Origin of the sequence: Pseudomonas sp. S36 (assembly GCF_016647875.1) — a bacterium.
GTDB classification, from domain to species: Bacteria; Pseudomonadota; Gammaproteobacteria; order Pseudomonadales; family Pseudomonadaceae; genus Aquipseudomonas; species Aquipseudomonas parafulva.
Window position 1 is genome coordinate 1 of sequence record NZ_JACVVG010000065.1, and the last position, 19,531, is coordinate 19,531.

At 64.2% G+C, this 19,531-nt stretch carries 21 protein-coding genes and 1 pseudogene; 4 read left to right on the top strand and 18 right to left on the bottom strand.

The window, feature by feature from the left end:
* Positions 1-176 precede the first annotated feature (176 nt).
* From IAE36_RS22050 to ccmA, 10 genes are read right to left on the bottom strand one after another with little or no spacing between them, the layout of a single operon-like run.
* The gene (locus IAE36_RS22050) at positions 177-596 is read right to left on the bottom strand and encodes a hypothetical protein (RefSeq protein WP_201164892.1); all 420 of its coding nucleotides are present in this window, start codon (positions 594-596) and stop codon (positions 177-179) included.
* Positions 597-608: 12 nt separating this feature from the next.
* A complete protein-coding gene (gene ccmI, locus IAE36_RS22055) occupies positions 609-1,805 on the bottom strand; it encodes a c-type cytochrome biogenesis protein CcmI (protein WP_201214748.1) in 1,197 nt (398 codons plus the stop codon).
* The gene (locus IAE36_RS22060) at positions 1,798-2,274 is read right to left on the bottom strand and encodes a cytochrome c-type biogenesis protein (RefSeq protein WP_028633430.1); all 477 of its coding nucleotides are present in this window, start codon (positions 2,272-2,274) and stop codon (positions 1,798-1,800) included. Before IAE36_RS22060 ends, ccmI begins: the two co-directional genes overlap by 8 nt.
* A complete protein-coding gene (locus tag IAE36_RS22065) occupies positions 2,271-2,807 on the bottom strand; it encodes a DsbE family thiol:disulfide interchange protein (protein WP_201214750.1) in 537 nt (178 codons plus the stop codon). Before IAE36_RS22065 ends, IAE36_RS22060 begins: the two co-directional genes overlap by 4 nt.
* Positions 2,804-4,777 (bottom strand): heme lyase CcmF/NrfE family subunit, encoded by a 1,974-nt coding sequence (locus IAE36_RS22070; RefSeq protein ID WP_201214759.1) that lies wholly within the window; start codon positions 4,775-4,777, stop codon positions 2,804-2,806. The genes IAE36_RS22065 and IAE36_RS22070 overlap by 4 nt, the downstream gene beginning before the upstream one ends.
* An 11-nt stretch (positions 4,778-4,788) precedes the next feature.
* Positions 4,789-5,232 (bottom strand): cytochrome c maturation protein CcmE, encoded by a 444-nt coding sequence (ccmE, locus tag IAE36_RS22075; RefSeq protein ID WP_028633433.1) that lies wholly within the window; start codon positions 5,230-5,232, stop codon positions 4,789-4,791.
* On the bottom strand, positions 5,229-5,405 hold the full coding sequence (gene ccmD / locus IAE36_RS22080) for a heme exporter protein CcmD (protein ID WP_028633434.1): 177 nt from the start codon (positions 5,403-5,405) through the stop codon (positions 5,229-5,231). Before ccmD ends, ccmE begins: the two co-directional genes overlap by 4 nt.
* A complete protein-coding gene (locus IAE36_RS22085) occupies positions 5,402-6,169 on the bottom strand; it encodes a heme ABC transporter permease (RefSeq protein ID WP_028633435.1) in 768 nt (255 codons plus the stop codon). Before IAE36_RS22085 ends, ccmD begins: the two co-directional genes overlap by 4 nt.
* A gap of 46 nt (positions 6,170-6,215) precedes the next feature.
* On the bottom strand, positions 6,216-6,884 hold the full coding sequence (gene ccmB / locus IAE36_RS22090; protein WP_201214751.1) for a heme exporter protein CcmB: 669 nt from the start codon (positions 6,882-6,884) through the stop codon (positions 6,216-6,218).
* On the bottom strand, positions 6,881-7,513 hold the full coding sequence (ccmA, locus tag IAE36_RS22095; RefSeq protein WP_060483584.1) for a cytochrome c biogenesis heme-transporting ATPase CcmA: 633 nt from the start codon (positions 7,511-7,513) through the stop codon (positions 6,881-6,883). The genes ccmB and ccmA overlap by 4 nt, the downstream gene beginning before the upstream one ends.
* 161 nt (positions 7,514-7,674) lie before the next feature.
* Between ccmA and fliK the strand changes: the two genes are divergently transcribed.
* From fliK to IAE36_RS22115, 4 genes and pseudogenes are all read left to right on the top strand, one after another.
* Positions 7,675-9,225 carry a flagellar hook-length control protein FliK gene (gene fliK, locus IAE36_RS22100; RefSeq protein ID WP_201214752.1) on the top strand — a complete coding sequence of 517 codons (1,551 nt, stop codon included), beginning with the start codon at positions 7,675-7,677 and terminating at the stop codon, positions 9,223-9,225.
* Positions 9,222-9,554 (top strand): EscU/YscU/HrcU family type III secretion system export apparatus switch protein, encoded by a 333-nt coding sequence (locus tag IAE36_RS22105; RefSeq protein ID WP_028633439.1) that lies wholly within the window; start codon positions 9,222-9,224, stop codon positions 9,552-9,554. Before fliK ends, IAE36_RS22105 begins: the two co-directional genes overlap by 4 nt.
* A 184-nt stretch (positions 9,555-9,738) precedes the next feature.
* A pseudogene (locus IAE36_RS22110) lies at positions 9,739-9,900 on the top strand (putrescine ABC transporter permease PotI); the annotation flags it as partial.
* A 204-nt stretch (positions 9,901-10,104) separates the two neighbouring features.
* Complete coding sequence (locus tag IAE36_RS22115) at positions 10,105-12,813, top strand: dermonecrotic toxin domain-containing protein (RefSeq protein WP_201214753.1); 2,709 nt, start codon at positions 10,105-10,107, stop codon at positions 12,811-12,813.
* Positions 12,814-12,847: 34 nt separating this feature from the next.
* On the opposite strand, the gene IAE36_RS22120 is transcribed toward IAE36_RS22115, so the two are convergent.
* The 8 genes from IAE36_RS22120 to IAE36_RS22155 form a co-directional block, all read right to left on the bottom strand.
* Complete coding sequence (locus IAE36_RS22120) at positions 12,848-13,243, bottom strand: DUF2802 domain-containing protein (protein WP_201214754.1); 396 nt, start codon at positions 13,241-13,243, stop codon at positions 12,848-12,850.
* Position 13,244: 1 nt separating this feature from the next.
* Positions 13,245-13,724, bottom strand: a complete 480-nt coding sequence (locus tag IAE36_RS22125; RefSeq protein ID WP_003254393.1) for a chemotaxis protein CheW — start codon at positions 13,722-13,724, stop codon at positions 13,245-13,247.
* A 4-nt stretch (positions 13,725-13,728) separates the two neighbouring features.
* The gene (locus IAE36_RS22130) at positions 13,729-14,664 is read right to left on the bottom strand and encodes a CheW domain-containing protein (RefSeq protein WP_201214755.1); all 936 of its coding nucleotides are present in this window, start codon (positions 14,662-14,664) and stop codon (positions 13,729-13,731) included.
* Positions 14,664-15,452, bottom strand: a complete 789-nt coding sequence (locus IAE36_RS22135; RefSeq protein ID WP_028633443.1) for a ParA family protein — start codon at positions 15,450-15,452, stop codon at positions 14,664-14,666. The genes IAE36_RS22130 and IAE36_RS22135 overlap by 1 nt, the downstream gene beginning before the upstream one ends.
* A gap of 85 nt (positions 15,453-15,537) precedes the next feature.
* Positions 15,538-16,395, bottom strand: a complete 858-nt coding sequence (gene motD, locus IAE36_RS22140; RefSeq protein WP_028633444.1) for a flagellar motor protein MotD — start codon at positions 16,393-16,395, stop codon at positions 15,538-15,540.
* A 3-nt stretch (positions 16,396-16,398) separates the two neighbouring features.
* A complete protein-coding gene (locus tag IAE36_RS22145) occupies positions 16,399-17,139 on the bottom strand; it encodes a flagellar motor protein (protein ID WP_028633445.1) in 741 nt (246 codons plus the stop codon).
* A complete protein-coding gene (locus IAE36_RS22150) occupies positions 17,139-18,254 on the bottom strand; it encodes a protein-glutamate methylesterase/protein-glutamine glutaminase (RefSeq protein WP_201214756.1) in 1,116 nt (371 codons plus the stop codon). The genes IAE36_RS22145 and IAE36_RS22150 overlap by 1 nt, the downstream gene beginning before the upstream one ends.
* Positions 18,255-18,300: 46 nt before the next feature.
* Positions 18,301-19,531 (bottom strand): chemotaxis protein CheA (locus IAE36_RS22155; protein WP_201214757.1); only part of this gene is annotated, 1,231 nt, incomplete at its 5' end.

Consider the following 19,531-nt stretch of genomic DNA (forward strand, 5'->3'; position numbering starts at 1 on the left):
CTCCCTCCGCAAGCCCTCCGCTCGGCCTCCTGAAGTCGCAATCTGTGTTGCTTGGTCTATCGCGCATTTAGAAGCAAGAGCAACAGCAAGAGCGAGCGCGAGAGCGAGAGCACAGCCGGAGCATCGCGAGCTGCGCTCGCTCCTACAGGGTTCCGGTAGGGCGAGTGTGGCATCACTTAATTACCAAAGGCCCGCCCCAACCCACCCGGCACACCACTACTGTCCGTAGCCTGCCAAGGCCCATTCGGGCTCAACGACCAACTCCACCCATTATCAAACCGGTAGTAAGTGCGCTGCCGATAAAACGTATTGGGCTGTTTATCCAACACATAAACCCCCAACTTCGGGTCCCAATGGCTGGCCCCACCCGGTGGCGGTGCAAAGCTCGCCGACGTGCGCGGTACCGGCTTCGGCGCCGGCGCCGGCTTGCCCACCGGCGTGGAAGGCTGCCCACCCGGCAACGGCTTGATAACCGGCCCCTGCGGAGGTGGCGCCCGGTCCACTGGCGGCTCCGGCTGGGTCACCGGGCCATGCCCCGTACAGGCAGACAAACCCAAAGCCAGGGCAATCAAGGTCAGGCGTACGGAACTGTGCATGGCAAGGCTCTCTTACAGGTCAGGGCTGTCGATCGTCAGATGCTGGGTGGCCTGGGTCGCAACTGGTAAAGGGGCACCTTGCCCACGCCATTCACCACGGGCGGGCTGGCCACCCCTCGACACCCGTGCAACCAGTTGGACTTCGGCGAAATCCGACAGTTTCATCTGCGGCATCATCGCATCGGCGTCCGTCAACTCCACCTCGATCGGCAATTGCGCCACCGTCACCCGCTTCGCCGCCAGCGGCATGGGCGGGCCATTACTGGCGCGGGCAAAGATGAATACCGTATCGTCCGGCCGTACCTTGCCCTGCAAGGCAGGCGCCAGTTCGACCCTAACCTTCAACCGTGCTGTGGCCGGCGCCGGCTGGGACGCTTGGCCAGCAGCACCCCCCAAGCGCTCGGCGGCGCGGTCGATACCGCCCTGCAGCGCGGCACGCGAAGCGTCGCCTTGCGGCAACTGCGCCAACAGGCGCTTCCAGTAATCGATGGCCTCCTGGTAGCGCTCTCCCTCGAACGCGGCGATACCGCGCAGGCCCAGGCTGGTGACCTCGTTGGGGTCGGCCTTCAGCGCCTCATCGGTCAACGCCTGCACCTGCGGGCTCCACTGCTTGTCGGCGGCAAAGTACAACGCCTGCGCCCACTGCCCCAACAACTCAGGCTGCCGCCCCGCCAAACCCACAGCGTGCTCGAAGGTGCGGGCGGCATCCGCGGGGCGTTGCTCGGCCATGTAGGCACGGCCCAGGAAATACACCGCCTCGGCAGAGTCCGGCTGGGCCTGCACCACCCGCTCCAGGCGCGTGGTCATCTCTTCCATCGACTTCGGCGCCTGGGCGAATTCCTGGGTCAGGGCTACTTTGTCGGCAGCGCCAAAGTGCAGGTACAGCCCCAGGGCCATCAGCGGCACCAGCACCGCTGCCAGCAGTGGCAGGGCTTTACCCAGGTGGCGCAGGCGCGCGGGCTCGGCACCCTCGGTGTCGGCCAGCAGCTCGCGGGCGGCCTCGTCCCGGCCCTGGTCCAGCTGCGCGCCGTCCAGTACACCAGCGGCTTGCTGGGCAGCAAGCTCGGCCACGCGTTCCTGGTACAGCGCTACGTTCAGTGCGGTACGGTCTTCTTCCTGCTGCCGACGCCGGCCACGCAGGATGGGGATCAGCAAGAAGCTGAGAGCGGCGAGCAACAGCAGGCCCGCGCTAAGCCAGAATTCAGTCATGGGTGCGTTCTTTTTCCAGCAGTTTGGCCAGACGCTCACGCTCGTCGGCAGACAGTTGATCGGTGCCCTGCACAGCCGTCACGCGGCGCCGACGCACAATGATCGCCAGCACCACGAAGCCACCCGCCAGCAACAGGCCGGGGCCGAACCAGAGCAGCCAGGTGCGGCCGCTGAGCGCCGGCTTGTAGCGCACGAAGTCACCGTAGCGGTCGACCATGAAGTCGACGATCTGCTGGTTGCTCTGGCCCTCGCCAAGCATGCGGAAAATCTCCCGGCGCAGGTCGGCTGCAATCGGCGCGTTGGAATCGGCAATGTCCTGGTTCTGGCACTTGGGGCAGCGCAATTCCTTGGTCAGTTGCTGGTAGCGCTCCCGCTCGGCCTGGTCACGGAACTGATAGGTATCGATGGCCGCACTGGCCACACCGGCCACGCCCAGTACCAGGGTTGCGGCCGCCAACCAACGCCTCATGGCCGGGCCTCGTCAACCAGGCCCTGGTAGAGCGGTGCCAGTTGCTCACGCCAGACGGTGGCATCGACCACCCCCACATGTTTGTAGCGGATAACGCCCTCAGCATCGATCAGGAAGGTTTCCGGCGCGCCGTAGACGCCCAGGTCCAACCCCAGGGTGCCCTCCTCGTCACGGATATCCAGCTGGTAGGGGTTGTGGAACTCGGCCAGCCACTTCTGCGCAGCCGCGTTGTCGTCCTTGTAGTTGACCCCGTAGATCACCACACCCTGCTGGGCAAGCTGGTTCAGGTAGGGGTGCTCGACCTTGCACGACGAACACCAGGTCGCCCACACGTTCACCAGCGCCGGGCGGCCCTGCAGATCAGCCTGGGTGAGCATGCGGTCGCCCTGGGACGATGCCAGGGAGAATACCGGGAACGGCTTGCCGATCATTGCCGAAGGCAGCTCTTCGGGCTTGAGGAACAACCCTTTGTAGAGGAATACCGCCACCAGCAGGAATACCGCCAGTGGCACCACCATGATCCAACGTTTCATGCAGCTGCTCCAGACACGCCCAGGGCCTCACGCACCCGGGTCTTGACCTTGACGCGGTAACGCCGGTCGAGGGCCGCCAGCACCCCGCCAAGGCCAGTCAGCAGACCGCCCAGCCAGATCCAGCGGACATAAGGCTTGATGTGCAACCGCACCGCCCAGGCACCGTTTTCCAGCGGTTCACCCAGGGCCACGTACAGGTCACGGGTAAAGCCGGCGTCGATACCGGCTTCGGTCATCATCGACTGCTGCACGGTATACAGGCGTTTCTCGGGGTGAAGCGTGGCCACTTCCCGGCCCTCGCGGCTGACCACGATGGTGCCCTTGTCGGAAATGAAGTTCGGCCCTTCAAAATGCTTGGCGCCCTGGAACAGGAATTGGTACCCGCCCAGCTCCACGCTTTCACCCGGGGCCATGCGCAAGTCACGCTCGGCGCTGTTGTTGCTCGACAACACCACGCCCAAAGCACACACCGCCAGGCCAAGGTGCGCCACCTGCATGCCCCAATAGCTGCGGCCTAGGCCCGGCAGGCCCTTGAGCAACCCTTTGTGGCGGGTCTTGTCGAGGATATCGCGCACCCCACCCAGCACCACCCAGGCTGCCAGGGCAAAGGTGGCCAGGGCTGGCCAGTCGAAGTCGTCGACGACAAACCCTGCCAGCGGTGCCATCACTGCGCTGCCGATCAGCACCGGGGTCATCATGCTGGCCAGCCACTTGCCGGGGGTGTCCTTCCAGCGCACCACCACGCCCACGCCCAACACCAGCATCAACAGCGCCATCAACGGCAGGAACAACGCATCGAAGTACGGCGGGCCAACCGACAGCTTGGCCCCTGTCAGGGCATCGAGCACCAGCGGGTACAGCGTGCCAAGCAGAATCATCGAGGCCGCTACCACCAGCACCAGGTTGTTGGCCAGCAGCAGTGTTTCACGCGACCATAGGCCGAAGCCCACCTGGCTCTTGACTACCGGCGCACGCAGGGCGAACAGCGTGAGCGAGCCGCCCACCACGCACAGCAGGAAGAACAGGATGAAGATGCCGCGCGAGGGGTCGGCTGCAAAGGCGTGAACCGAGGTGAGCACGCCCGACCGCACCAGGAAGGTGCCCAGCAGGCTGAGGGAAAACGCCGCAATGGCCAGCAGCACCGTCCAGCTCTTGAACACACCGCGCTTTTCGGTCACCGCCAGCGAATGGATCAGCGCCGTGCCCACCAGCCATGGCATGAACGAGGCGTTCTCGACCGGGTCCCAGAACCACCAGCCGCCCCAGCCCAGCTCATAGTAGGCCCACCATGAACCCAGCGTGATGCCAACACCCAAAAACGCCCAGGCGACGATGGTCCAGGGCCGCGACCAGCGTGCCCACGCCGCATCCAGGCGGCCACCGAGCAGCGCGGCGATGGCAAAGGCGAAGGCCACCGAAAAGCCCACGTAGCCCATGTACAGCATCGGCGGGTGAACGATCAGGCCGATGTCCTGCAGCAACGGGTTGAGGTCGCGGCCATCGACCGGCACCTGCGGCAGCAAGCGCTGGAACGGGTTGGAAGTAATGATCAGAAAACTCAGGAAGCCCACGCTGATCATCCCCATCACCGCCAGCACGCGGGCCAGCATGACCTGTGGCAGTTGCCGCGAGAACACCGATACGGCAAAGGTCCAGCCACCCAATATGAGCGCCCACAGCAGCAAGGAGCCCTCGTGGGCGCCCCATACGGCACTGAACTTGTAGTACCAGGGCAACGCGCTGTTAGAGTTGCTGGCCACATACGCCACCGAGAAGTTGTCGGTCATGAACGCATGGGTCAGGCAAGCAAAGGCGAAGGCCAGGAACGCAAACTGGCCCCAGGCCGCGGGGCGTGCCAGGCTCATCCACAGGCTGTCGCCACGCCAGGCGCCAAGCAGCGGAATGCTGGCCTGCACAGCCGCAAAACAGATGGCCAGTATCATCGCCAACTGGCCGAGTTCGGGTATCACCAGCGCCGCATTCATGGCTGCACCTGCGCTTGGCCGCTTTCCTTCAACGCCTTGGTGACCTCGGGCGGCATGTATTTTTCGTCGTGCTTGGCCAGCACTTCATCGGCCACCACTACACCGTCGCCGTTGAGCTTGCCCAAGGCGACAATGCCCTGCCCCTCGCGGAACAGGTCTGGCAGGATGCCGCGGTAGGTTATGGGCACCGACTTGTTGAAATCGGTGACCACAAAGCGCACGTCCAGTGAATCGGACGAGCGCTGCACAGAGCCTTTCTCGACCATGCCACCGGCACGAATGCGCGTGTCCTGGGGTGCCTCGCCATTGGCAATCTGGGTAGGGGTGTAGAACAGGTTGATGTTCTGCTGCAATGCGCTCAGGGCAAAGCCCACGGCAACCCCCACGCCGACCAGCAGGCCGACGATCAGCAACAGGCGTTTCTTGCGCTGCGGATTCACTGAATGTTCTCCCGGCGCAAGCGGCGCGCCTCTTCTTGCAGGTAGCGACGGCGGGCCAGCAGTGGCATGGCCACGTTCAGCACCAGCACCGCCACGCAAATGCCATAGGCCGACCACACGTACAAACCATGGTGGCCCATGGCAAGAAAATCACCGAAGCTGGCAAAACTCATGGTGCGGCCCTCCGGCCAAGGCTGTTTGATACTTCATCCTTGACCCAACTGGCGCGCGCCTCGCGCTTGAGCACTTCCAGGCGCATGCGCATCAACAGCACGGCGCCAAAAAAGCAGTAGAACCCCAGTGCCGTGCACAGCAGCGGCAGCCACATCTCGGCTGGCATCGCCGGCTTTTCGGTGAGGGTAAAGGTGGCCCCCTGGTGCAGGGTGTTCCACCACTCCACCGAGTACTTGATGATCGGGATGTTCACTACGCCAACGATGGCGAGCACCGCGCAGGCCTTGGCTGCGCTGTCACGATTACTGATTGCCTGGCCCAGCGCAATGATGCCGAAGTACAGGAACAGAAGGATGAGCATGGACGTAAGCCGGGCATCCCAGACCCACCAGCTGCCCCAGGTGGGCTTGCCCCAGATGGCGCCGGTGACCAACGCTACGGCCGTCATCCAGGCGCCAATGGGCGCGGCGCATTGCAAGGCCACATCGGCCAGCTTCATTTTCCATACCAGCCCCACCACACCGGCCACCGCCAGCATCACGTAGCAGGATTGCGCCAGCATCGCCGCTGGCACATGTATATAGATGATGCGGAAGCTGTTGCCCTGCTGGTAGTCCTGGGGGGCGAAAGCCAGGCCCCAGGTGATACCGACCAGCAGCAGCACCAGCGCAGCCACGGCCAGCCATGGCAACAGGCGGCCGCTGATGGCATAGAACCATTTAGGGGAACCCAGCTTGTGGAACCACGTCCAGCTCATTTTCATCAGGGTACATCCAGGGTATTTGCCGGGCTTGAAAGCCCAGGACTCGTTATTCGCCGACGCTGATCTTCAGGCCGGCGGCGATCGCAAAGGGTGCCAGGGTGACAGCCAGGGCTGCCAGGCTGGCGAGCCAGAGCAACTGGCCGGTTGCGGGCATATTGTGCAATGCCGCTTGCAACGCACCACTGCCCAGGATCAATACTGGGATATACAACGGCAGAATCAACAGCGCCAGCAGCAGGCCGCCACGCTTGAGGCCCACCGTCAGCGCCGCGCCCACCGCCCCCAGCAGGCTCAATACCGGCGTGCCCAACAGCAGCGAGCCCAGCAGCACAGGCAGGCAGTGCCCGGGCAGCCCCAGCATCAAGGCCAGCAATGGCGCCAACAATACCAGCGCCAGCCCGGAAAAGATCCAGTGCGCCAGCACCTTGGCCAGCACCATCAGCGCCAGCGGGTACGGCGACAGCACCCACTGCTCCAGTGAGCCGTCCTCGAAGTCGCTGCGGAACAGGCCGTCCAGCGACAGCAGCACCGCCAGCAGTGCCGCCACCCACACCAGGCCGGGTGACAGGTTCTGCAGTGTCTGGCTTTCGGGGCCGACCGCCAAGGGGAACAGCGCCACCACGATGGCGAAGAATACCAACGGGTTGGCCAGCTCGGCCGGGCGGCGGAACAACAGGCGCGCCTCCCGGCGCAGCAACAGGATGAATACGCTCATGCCGCCCACTGCCCCAGGTTCAGTTCGCGGTAACCGGACGGTTTGCGGGCCAGCGCATGGTGAGTGGTCATTACCACGGTGCCGCCTTGTTCGCAGTGGTGTGCGAGGTGCTGCTCCAGTTGCGCCACGCCCTGTTTATCCAGGGCGGTAAAGGGTTCGTCGAGAATCCATAGCGGCGGGCTGGCCAGGTGCAGCCGGGCCAGGGCGACGCGGCGCTGCTGCCCGGCAGACAGGGTATGGCAGGGTACGTCTTCGAAACCGCGCAGCCCGACGGCTGCCAGCGCCGACCAGATGGCCTCGCGGCTGGCAGGCTGGTGCAACGCGCACAGCCAGGTGAGGTTTTCCTCAGGGGTGAGCAGGTCCTTGATGCCCGCCGCATGGCCGATCCACAACAGGATGCTGGCCAAGGCGTGACGCTGCTCGCCCAGAGGCTTGCCACCCAGCAGGATCTGCCCGGCGGTCGGCTGCATCAGGCCGGCCAGCAGGCGCAGCAGGCTGGTCTTGCCACTGCCGTTGGGGCCACTGATCTGCAACATGTCGCCGGGCCGCAATTCGAACGCGAGGTGCTCGAACAGCAGACGCCAGTCGCGCTCGCAGGCCAGGCCCACGGCTTGGAGGTGAAGAGTCACGGTTTCGCCTTATCGGTTGTAGGGCCCAGGGCGCACACCTGAAGCCCTGCCACTCAAGTCGCCCATCGCGCTGCCGTTATACTGGCAACCACGGGCGGGCGGCATTATTACATGCACAGCCACGCTGCCAAGAGGCTGGGCTCCACAGGTTGTATACAATCATGACTGAAATCAATAGTCTCGGCCCACAAACCGCGACCAGCGCCCAGGCAGTGAAAGCGGCCGTGACCGGCGAACTGCTGCGCCTGACCCAGGCTCAGCCGGGTTTGCTCGCCCCGGGCGAGACGGCGCAAGCCGAAGTGGTGTCCATGCGCCAGGCCGGCCAGGATTTTCAGTTGGTGTTGCGCCTGATGCAAGCCAATGGCCTGCAAACCCAGTTGCAGGCCAATGCCAGCCAGCCCCTGCCCCAGGGTAGCCAGGTGACCGTGAGCCAGCCTGAGGCCGGCCGCCTGGCCATCCTGCTGCAACAGGCCAGTGCCAGCCAGGTAGCCACCCTCACCCGCCTTGATACCAGCCAGGTGCCCATTGGTACGCTGCTACAGGGCAAGGTGCTGACCAACCAGGTGCTGCCTGCCACGGCCGACCAACCTGCCAGCTACCGGGCATTGGTAAGCCTGTTGAACACTGCTCAGGCTGGCGCCGTGCTGACCATCGACAGCCCCCGCCCCCTGGCCCTGGGCAGTTTGCTCAGCGGGTTGGTACAAGGCGATCAGTCACTGCGCTTCGTCCCGCTCAGCGGCAGGCAGGACCAGCTCAGCATCGCCCAGCAGTTGCTTACCCAGCAGAACCGCCAGGCATCATTGCCCGGCCTGCTGAACGCGCTGCAACAGCTGGCGAGCGATCCAGGCACCGATCCCGACGTACGCGCCAGCACCGAGCGCCTGCTGGCGGCCTTGCCGACGGCGACGCAACTGGGTGATGCCAAGGCGCTGATACAGGCCCTGAGCAACAGCGGCGCCTTTCTAGAAGCCAAGCTGCTGGCCGGTGGCGCGCCTGCGCTGGCCACCGACCTCAAGGCCAACCTGCTTCAGCTTATCGCCCAGGCCACCACCAATGCCGCGATCAACCCGCCACCGGCCACCCTGGCCGCCGCCATGCCGGCGCTGGCGCGCAATGCCTTGGGGATGCTCGAACGGGTTTCGCCCAAGCCACAGCCTGGTGGGTTTCCGCTCCCGTCCAAACTGCTCCAGGCCCTGGAGGACGAAGGCGACCTGCAAGCGCTGCTGCGCCTGGCTGCGGCGGCCATTTCCCGCCTGCAGAGCCATGCCATGAGCAGCCTGCAACAAACCGGCACGCTGGAGAACGGCAACCTGCAGACCACCTGGCAAACTGAAATCCCCATCCGCCATGGGCAGGACTTCATCCCGCTGCAGGTCAAGCTGCAACGGGAGGAAACCCCCGAACAACAGGCCGAGCGCAAGCACCAGGCGCAGGATTCCCTGCAGGCACTGTGGCGCATCGAGCTGGCATTCGACCTGGCACCGCTCGGCCCTTTGCAGGTGCAGGCACAGCTCACCCAAGGCTGCCTGAGCGGCCAGCTGTGGGCGGAGCGGGAACGCACCGCGCGCCTGATCGATACCGAACTCGGCGCGCTGCGCGCTGGTTTGCTGGCCCGCGGGCTGCACGTGGGCGACCTGCAATGCCACCCCGGTATTGCACCGCAAGGCCCCAGCACCCGGGTAGAACAACGCTGGGTGGATGAAAACGCATGAGCCTGAAAACCCCACGCCAGGCCATCGCCCTGAGCTATGACGGCCAGCAGGCACCCACGCTCAGCGCCAAAGGTGACGACGAACTGGCCGAAGCGATCATGGCCATTGCCCGTGAACACGAAATTCCCATCTATGAAAACGCCGAGCTGGTGCGCTTGCTGGCCCGGCTGGAACTGGGCGACCAGATACCCGAAGCCCTGTACCTGACTATCGCCGAAATCATCGCCTTCGCCTGGCAGTTACGCGGCAAAGTGCCGCCCGGGTTCGATGACACGCCGGAGCCTGAGCGCGATATAACCCCGAACCTGCCGCGTTTGCCAGGGCCCTGAGGCGGCGCTGCGCACCCCATCGCGAGCAAGGCTCGCTCTCAGGGAACTGCGCATAACGTGTTGATTCAGCAGGAACCTGTGGGAGCGGCTTCAGCCGCGAACACCGGCCAAGCCGGTGCCACACACCGCGCTGCCTGCTTCGCGGGCAAGCCCGCTCCCACAGTGATTGCGCCAGCTTTGAGATCTTGTGGAAGGCAGTTTCACCCACTTCTTCGTCTTGTACTACAGCCGCCCCGCCGAAGAACGCCGCCGCAAGGCGATTCTGCAGGCCATCGAAGAAAGCGCAGGCGCCAACCCCTCGCAGCCCCAGGTGCGACGCCCAGGCAAGTTGGGCGCTTCCGCCTGATCAGGCGCTTTCTCGGGTGAACCCCTATCCTGTGGGAGCGCCAGCTTTGAGATCTTGTGGAAGACAGTTGCTCCCACAGTGAGCGTGGCTTGCGTGCGAAATCAGTTCTCTGCGCGGTCCAACACCGGGTGGTACCCGCTTACCGACCCGTTCAGGACCCCTCTCGCCATTGTGCCGCCTGGTCCATCACACAGGTCAATCACCATGGCAATCACCCTCGTCAACCCTGCCGGCGAACAGTTCGTTCGGCGCCATCTGCAGAACATCCCTCGCCCCGACCGCCAAGCCGCCAGCGCCATACGCGAGTGGGCGCGCGCCCAGGGTCACGACCTGGACCCGGACACCACCGACGCGGTCACCCTGCACTACCGCGGCAACCAGGCGATCATTGCCCAGCGCCTGTCACTGACCCAGGCGGTGCTGGCCAACTGGCAAGGCGAAACCAGCAAGAACCTGATCGGGCAATTGTTCCCAGGCGGCTGGGCCGGCCAATGGCCTGGGCAAACCCTGCACATCGTCGAGCGCCTGCCCGAACCGGGCGCCCTGGACAACAGTGCCCCGTTCTCGGTGTTCAACGGCCTGTTCCACCGCACAAGCCCCGCCCGCTACGACAACGCCACTCACCTGCCGATTGACGTCGAAGCGTTGCAGCGCTTTGTCTGGAATCTGGACTTCCACACACACTTCGTCGGTATGCTCGATGACTACTGGCGTGACGCCGCGCAGCAGCACAGCAAGGCCCTGCAGATCAGCTTCATTGCCGCCTGCAACAAACAGGTCCAGGAGGGCTCGCTGAGCGCAACCGGCCGCCTGCTGGCCTGGCAGGCTGCGGGGCTGGCACCGCGCGCAAAGGGTTTCAAGGCCCGGCCGTTGAACATCTATGGCTATGCCGCCACCGACCTGATCGTCATGGCCGATGCCGCACACAATCACGTGTTGATGTACCTGCCGGGCAATGCCTCTCCCCTGCATGAATTCACCGGTATGGCAGCCATGAAGGACTGGGTGGGCGAGCAGTGTCGCGACCCGCAGAAACGCCAGGCACTGCGGCAGTATTTCAGGCTGGCAGACACCCCGGACGGGCTCGATTTCAGCGGGCTGGACACGGCCCTGCTGGGCCTTGGGGTTTACCCTGCCTTCCCCCACCGTTCGCCCAACCGGCCAGGGTTTACCACCGACGGTACATGGCCACCGCGCCAATACGTCAACTACAAAGTCACCAAATACAGCCCGAAACTGACAGGCGATTTGTTCGCCGCCATTACCGAACGCCAGCGTGCGCGCAGTTACGCCGACGCGGATTTCACCATCACCAGTGACCATGAGGTGACCAAGGCCAGGTGGCGCGGCTACCTGACCACATCGATCAACCTGCTGGCGCCGTTCGCGATCGTGGTGCCCGAGCTGATCCCCCTGCTGGCAGCAGCAGGCATCGGCCAGTTCGGCATGGGCCTGGATAAGGCCATCAATGGCAAATCAGCGGAGGACAAGGCAGAGGGTGTTTCGGGCGCGGTCTACGGGCTGCTCAATGCACTGCCACTGACCGCAGAGCTGGCCACCCGGGCGACGACATTGCTGCCACCGCCGCGCGGCGTGTTCAGGGTGCCGATCCGCCTGAACGAGCACTTGGGCTACCCGCTGAGCCCGATCAACCCGCCGCACTTCCCAGAGCCCGACGTGGGCGCCTATTTCTGGGAAGAAGTGGCAGCAGTGCCGGCAGACGATAGCCCGGTTGCGCAGTCGGTAATCAGGACACCGGTCAGCCAAAGTGGCCCGCCAAAGCTGCAATCGATGATCCGTGGCTACAACGCCGAAGTGCTGTACGACGCCGAATACGATGCGTTCATCGCCAGCAATGCCCTCAACGATGTGCAGCCCGTGTGTTACCAGGTCGCCGATGGCCGCCCTGGGCTGTTCAGGATCTCCCCTCGGGAACGCCCGGTCACCGACGCCATGCGCATGGCCACCCTGCGGGGCCTGGGGGTGGATATCCAATTGCCCATCCAGGTGCCGGCGATTGACACCCAGGCCGTGCAGCCCATCCCCAAGACCCTCTCCAGCATCTGGGTGGGCAACAAGGTGATTGCTCCCGAACTGCTGGACAACCTGGCTGCCAATGCCAGGCGCCTGGGCAGCAGCCCGTACCGCTACCGGCTGTATCTGTCGAACGCAGATGCGCGGGCGTTCGAGGCCAACCGGCAACTGCTGGCAACAAGGGCCCCCGGCCTGGAAGTGGTGACGCTGGAAGAGCAGCCCTTCTACCAGCTCTTCCGCGACGGGCCTCATTACCCACAGTATCACCAGGCAATCAACGGCCTCGGGGCCAATTTTTCGTCGGCGTCCGATATCCTGCGCTACCCGCTGCTAAACCATGAGGGTGGGGTCTACCTGGATGTGGACGATACGCTGTTCCCGCACCCTGACGACCCACTTGACCCCTCGCGTGCAGCTATCGACACCGTAGAACTGGCCACTACCCCGGACGGCCTGGTGCTGGGTGACCCGGCCAACAACGACACCCTGGGCATGCACTGCCAGTACAACAGCAACATGATCGGCAGCCACCCCAACAACCCTACGCTGGAGGTAATCGCCGATACCCTGCACGAGCGCTATCTCGCCAACGGGGATTTCTACGGCTACAAGCCGATGGCAGGCACCCCTGAATTCAACGCCTACGCCAAGCGCCTGAGCCAGTTGACCGGGCCGGGCCTGCTCAACGACGTGATTGACCGATGCCTGCCCAGGTTGCGGCTGCTGCGCCAACTGTGCAACCTGCAAACCCTGCCACAAAACAAGCCGCTTTATCTGGTTGACAGCAAGCAGGCCGAGATCATGGCGGCCGTGCAGGCCGACCAGGCGCTGAACCGCGTCGCCCAGGTGGGCAACTACCACTCCTGGGGCAGGCCCTGACAACACAAGGGCGACTTGCGTCGCCTTTTTTGCTTCACTCGCTGCGGTGCAGCTTGCTCATCAGCTCGGCTTCGGCCTGGGTCAGGCCACAGGTTTCGGTCAGTTCGGAAACACTGGCCCCCATGCTCACCAGCCGCGCAGCCTGGGTGAACGTGACGCTGCTGGGGTCGTGCTGCTCCAGGCGCTCCAGGCGGTCCGGCAAGCCGGCAACCACCGCCCGCACTTCATGGATAGCCTCACCCATGCGCACGCTGCCGTTCTGGTAGTCATCCAGGCGCTTGTTCAGGTCCTTGATGCGCTGGTCGCGCATGGCATCGATGACCTGCTGGTGAGCGGCAGCCTCGCGCTGGCGCCTGGCATAGTTCAGGAAGTACCAGGCACTCAGCGCCCACAGCAGCGCCAACAGAATGACCGCAACCTCGAAGATCAACTCAGATGTTCTCCAGCTCGGACCACTCTTCCTCGGTCATCATCTTGTCCAGCTCGACCAGAATCAGCAGCTCGCCGTTCTTGTTGCACACGCCCTGGATGAACTTGGCCGACTCTTCGTTACCCACGTTCGGCGCAGTTTCGATTTCCGACTGACGCAGATAGACCACTTCGGCCACGCTGTCGACCAGAATACCCACCACCTGCTTGTCGGCTTCGATGATGACGATCCGGGTGTTGTCGGTCACCTCGGTGGGCATCAGGCCAAAGCGCTGGCGGGTGTCGATCACAGTGACCACATTACCGCGCAGGTTGATGATGCCCAGCACATAGCTGGGTGCACCCGGCACCGGGGCGATTTCGGTGTAGCGCAGCACTTCCTGCACCTGCATCACGTTGATGCCGTAGGACTCGTTGTCCAGACGGAAGGTAACCCATTGCAGGATCGGATCTTCGGAACCTTGTGCGGACGACTTTTTCATTCCCCTACCCCTTGAAATCCGCCTTCGGCGGTGTGTTCGGTGTCATTTTCGGTTTGGCGTGCATCTGCTTGACGGCGCCGCTGGCGATCAGCTCGGCCAGTTCGGCAACATCCAGCAACGCACACATGTGTTCGATTACCGTGCCGGCCAGCCACGGGCGTTGGCCCCGCTGGCTGCGCCACTTGATCTCGGACGGGTCCAGGCGCAGCGAACGGCTGACCTGATGCACGGCCAGCCCCCATTCATAGCCCTGAACAGAAATTACGTACTGCAGGCCCTGGCGGAAGTCATCGCGGTAACGGTCGGGCATTACCCAGCGCGCCGTGTCCAGCACCTTCAGGTTACCGGCCTGGCAGGTGAGGATGCCAAGGAACCACTCGGGTTGGCCGAACAAGGGCGTCAGTTCCTGACCGGCCAGGTTGTAGATCGAGCCAAGGCACACCAGCGGCACTGCCAGGGTCAGCCCGGCCACGTCGAACAGCAGGCACTCGAACGGCTCGGCCGCCCAGGCCGGGCGACCATCGACGGTGGCCGGCGGCGCAGGCAGGCCCGGCGCCGGCAGGTGTACGTCCACCAGCGGCACCGCAGGTTCCACTGCCGGGGGCTCGATCAGCACCGGGATACTGGCCTCGGCCACCACCTGCTGTTCAACCACCGTAACTACCGGTGCCTGCACGGGCATTACGCTGGGCAGCACGGCCAGCCGGGGCTCGGCAAAGGGCCGCGGGGTGGTGGCCCGTGGCGGCGCTACAGCAGGCGCGCGCGAAGGCGGCTGCGCATCGCGGGCCTGCTCTTCGCGCACGGCCTGGGCAAATTCGTCGGTGGCTACGGGCGCGTCGAGAAGGTCATCGGCCTCGGTGGCCTCTTGCAGCAGCCCATCCAGGTAAGACTGCAGCGCGATCTGCGGCTTGCTGCCGGCGTGTCGGGTTTGCGTCGTCATCAGGCCACCTGCGCTGCGGGCTTGTAGGTCAACAGGTGCTTGAGCAGCGCCCGGTAGGCCAGCAGCCCACGGCTCTTGTTGTCGAACTGCGAGGGCGTGACGCCCTTGCGGCTTGCGTCACGCAGCCGTGTGTCGACCGGAATGTAGCCCTGCCAGACCTGCTCGCCGTAGGTGTCGCGCAACAGCTTGAGCGTGCTCAGCGAGGCCTGGGTGCGGCGGTCGAACAGGGTCGGTACGATCTGGTAAGGCAGCGCCTGCTTGCGCGAGCGGTTGATCATGGCCAGGGTGCCGACCATGCGCTCCAGGCCTTTGACCGCAAGAAACTCTGTTTGTACGGGGATCACCAGCTGCTGGCTGGCCGCCAGGGCGTTGACCATCAGCACGCCCAGCAACGGTGGGCTGTCGATAAGCGCAAAGTCGAAATCCTGCCACAGCTGCGCCAGACTCTTGGCGATCACCAGGCCCAGGCCATTCTGCCCGGGGGACTGGCGTTCCAGCACGGCCAGCGCCGTGCTGGAGGGCAGCAGCGAGATGCGTTCGTCGCTGGTGGGCAACAGCAGTTGCCCAGGCAAGCCTTCGGGCACCCCGCCCTTGTGCAGGAACAGGTCGTAGCAGCTGTGTTCCAGGGCATCGGGGTTGTGCCCGAAATAGCTGGTCATCGAGCCGTGCGGATCGAGGTCGACGACGACCACGCGCTTACCGGCATCAGCCAACAGACCAGCCAGCGCGATGGTGGTGGTCGTCTTGCCGACGCCACCCTTTTGATTGGCTACTGCCCACACTCTCATAGACTGACTCTTGAACCGTTCATGACGCAAAATCCCCGTGGCCTTCCGGCAGCGACGGGGTCAGCGGTGCCAGAGAATTGACGAGTCATTGCCCTGCCACCGTGGCAGCGGTTGCCGGTGCACTTTGTGTGCCAGCCCGGCGCAATGCCGCGTCCGGTGTGGCGTTGGCCGTGCCGGTACCGGTCAGGCTGCGGCGTACTTCAAGGTTGCGTGAGATCACCAGCACCACCCGCCGGTTGCGCGCACGCCCCTCTGGCGAGTCGTTGCTGGCCACCGGCTGATATTCGCCATACCCCACCGAAGCCATACGCGCAGGGTTGACGCCGTTCATCGCCAACAGCCGCACGATGCTGGCCGCCCGCGCGGAGGACAGCTCCCAGTTGGTGGGGTACTGCGCCGTGCGGATAGGCAAGTTGTCGGTGAAACCTTCGACATGCACGGGGTTGGCGAAAGGCTTGAGGATGTTGGCCACCTTTTCGATGATGGCGAACGCATTGTCGCTGGGCATGGCATCGCCGCTGCCAAACAGCAGCGATGAATTGAGCTCGATCTCGATCCACAGCTCGTTGCCGCGCACGGTCATCTGGTCGCTCTTGATCAGGTCGCCAAAAGCGTCGCGTACATCATCGCTGATGGTCTTGAGCGGGTCGCTGCTGGACGCCGCCAGGCCTGCTTCGGTCTGCTGGCTGTCGTTGACCAGCGGTTCTGCCGGGCGCACGCTGAGCGGGCGCTCCTCGCCAATGGGGATGGCCTTCATGCTGCGCTCCGGGTCGTTGAACACCCCGAGCAAGGCCTGGGAAACCACCTTGTACTTGCCCTCGTTGATCGAGGAAATCGAATACATCACCACAAAAAAGGCAAACAGCAAGGTGATGAAGTCGGCGTAGGACACCAGCCAGCGTTCGTGGTTTTCCGGTTCTTCGGCATGGCGGCGACGGCGCATGGGCTACTCCATGAAGCCTTGCAGCTTCAGTTCGATCGAACGCGGGTTCTCACCCTCGGCAATCGACAGCAGGCCTTCAAGCAGCATTTCGCGGTAACGCGACTGGCGCATTACCAGGGCCTTGAGCTTGTTCGCCACCGGCAGCAGCACCAGGTTGGCACTGGCCACCCCGTAGATGGTGGCGACGAAGGCCACGGCAATACCGTTGCCCAGTTGCGAAGGGTCGGCCAGGTTGCCCATCACGTGGATCAACCCCATCACGGCGCCGATGATGCCGATGGTCGGCGCGTAGCCGCCCATGCTCTCGAACACCTTGGCCGCCTGCAGGTCGCGGCTTTCCTGGGTCAGGAAGTCCACTTCGAGGATGCTGCGGATGGCCTCGGGCTCGGCGCCATCGACCAGCAGCTGCAGGCCCTTGCGCGCATAGGGGTCGGGCTCGCCGTCAGCCACGCCTTCCAGGCCCAGCAGGCCCTCTTTGCGCGCCGTCAGGCTCCAGTTGACCACACGGTCGACACCGCCAGGCAGGTCGACCCTGGGCGGGAACAGGATCCAGCGCAAAATCTGCAACGCCCGCTTGAACGACGACAGCGGCGACTGCAACAACGCCGCCGCCAGCGTACCGCCCAGCACGATCAGTGCTGCCGGCCCATTGACCAGCGCGCCGACATGCCCACCCTCAAGGAAATTGCCGCCTACGATGGCGACAAAAGCCAGGATCAGGCCGATCAGGCTGAGCACGTCCATCAGACGCACGCCTCCACCAGGTGCCTGCCGATGTCATCCAGGCTATACACCGCATCGGCCAGGTTGGCCTTGACGATGGCCATGGGCATGCCATAGATCACGCAGCTGGCTTCATCCTGGGCCCACACGGTGCTGCCGCCCTGCTTGAGCAACCGCGCACCCTCGCGACCGTCTGCCCCCATGCCGGTCAGCACTACGGAGAGCACCTTGTCGCCATAGGACTTGGCCGCAGAGCCGAAGGTGATGTCCACGCAGGGCTTGTAGTTCAGGCGCTCATCGCCCGGCAGGATTTTCACCGTGCCACGGCCGTCAATCATCATCTGCTTGCCACCCGGTGCCAGCAGCGCAAGCCCGGGGCGCAGCATGTCGCCGTCCTCGGCTTCCTTGACACTGATGCGGCACAGTTTGTCCAGGCGCTCGGCAAAGGCCTTGGTGAACGCGGCGGGCATGTGCTGGATGAGCACGATGGGCGCCGGGAAATTCGCCGGCAGCTGGGTCAGCACACGCTGCAGCGCCACCGGGCCACCGGTGGAGGTACCAATCGCCACCAGTTTGTAGGGTTTGCGCTTGGGGGCCGGAGAATGCGACGGGGCCGTAGCCGTTGGCCGCGCTGGCACGGGTGCCGCGCTGCGTACCGGCGCCGTGGTGGCGGTACCCTGGCTGCCCGAGGCGGGCGCAGGCGCAGGCGCGGTGCGGGCGTAGCTGGGAATACGGCGGTTACTGCGCGAAATGGTATGCACCTTTTCGCACAACATCTGCTTGACCTTGTCGGGGTTGCGCGAGATGTCCTCGAAGTTTTTCGGCAGGTAGTCCACGGCGCCTGCGTCCAGCGCATCGAGGGTAACGCGGGCGCCCTCGTGGGTCAGCGACGAGAACATCAGCACGGGGGTGGGGCAGCGCTGCATGATGTGGCGCACGGCGGTGATGCCATCCATCATGGGCATTTCGTAGTCCATGGTGATGACATCGGGCTTGAGCGCCAGTGCCTGGTCGATCGCTTCCTTGCCGTTGGTCGCGGTACCTACTACCTGGATCGTCGGGTCCGCCGACAGGATTTCCGAGACACGGCGGCGGAAGAAACCGGAATCATCCACCACCAGGACCTTGACTGCCATAAACACTCCATTAGGCGGCGCCACCCGCCAGGGGGCGCCACCGAAATCAAATACGCCGGGCGGCGTAACGCTTGAGCATGCTCGGGACGTCGAGAATCAGCGCAATGCGGCCGTCGCCAGTAATGGTGGCTCCGGACATGCCAGGGGTGCCCTGCAGCATCTTGCCCAACGGCTTGATTACCACTTCTTCCTGGCCGACCAGTTGATCGACGACAAAGCCGATGCGCTGGGTACCGACCGAAAGAATCACCACATGCCCTTCGTGCTGTTCTTCATGGACCTGGCCCTGAACCAGCCAGCGCTTGAGGTAGAACAACGGCAGCGCCTTGTCACGCACGATCACCACCTCCTGGCCATCGACCACGTTGGTGCGTGACAGGTCCAGGTGGAAAATCTCGTTGACGTTGACCAGCGGGAAGGCGAATGCCTGGTTGGCCAGCATCACCATCAGGGTCGGCATGATCGCCAGGGTCAACGGCACCTTGATGACGATCTTCGAGCCCTGGCCCTTGGCCGAGAAGATGTTGATGGAACCGTTAAGCTGGGAAATCTTGGTTTTCACCACGTCCATGCCAACGCCACGCCCGGACACGTCAGAGATTTCGGTTTTGGTCGAGAACCCGGGGGCGAAGATCAGGTTGTAGCAGTCCGACTCGCTCAGGCGCTCGGCGGCGTCCTTGTCCATCAGGCCTTTTTCCACGGCCTTGGCACGCAGGATGTTCGGGTCCATGCCTTTGCCGTCATCGGAAATCGACAGCAGAATGTGGTCACCCTCCTGCTCGGCCGACAACACCACCCGCCCGGTACGGGCCTTGCCGGCTTCCTCACGCTCGTCGGGCATTTCCACACCGTGGTCCACGGCGTTGCGCACCAAGTGCACCAACGGGTCGGCCAGCGCCTCGACCAGGTTCTTGTCCAGGTCGGTTTCTTCGCCCACCAGTTCCAGGTTGATTTCTTTCTTCAACTGCCGGGCCAGGTCGCGTACCAGGCGCGGGAAGCGCCCGAACACCTTCTTGATCGGCTGCATGCGCGTCTTCATCACCGCGGTCTGCAGGTCGGCAGTGACCACGTCGAGGTTGGACACGGCCTTGGACATGGCCTCGTCGCCGCTGTTCAGGCCCAGGCGCACCAGGCGGTTACGCACCAGCACCAGTTCGCCAACCATGTTCATGATCTCGTCCAGGCGCGCGGTATCGACCCGCACGGTGGTTTCAGCCTCGCTGGCGCCATGCTTTTCGGCTGCAGGCGCCGGCGCACGGGGTGCCGGGGCTGGGGCT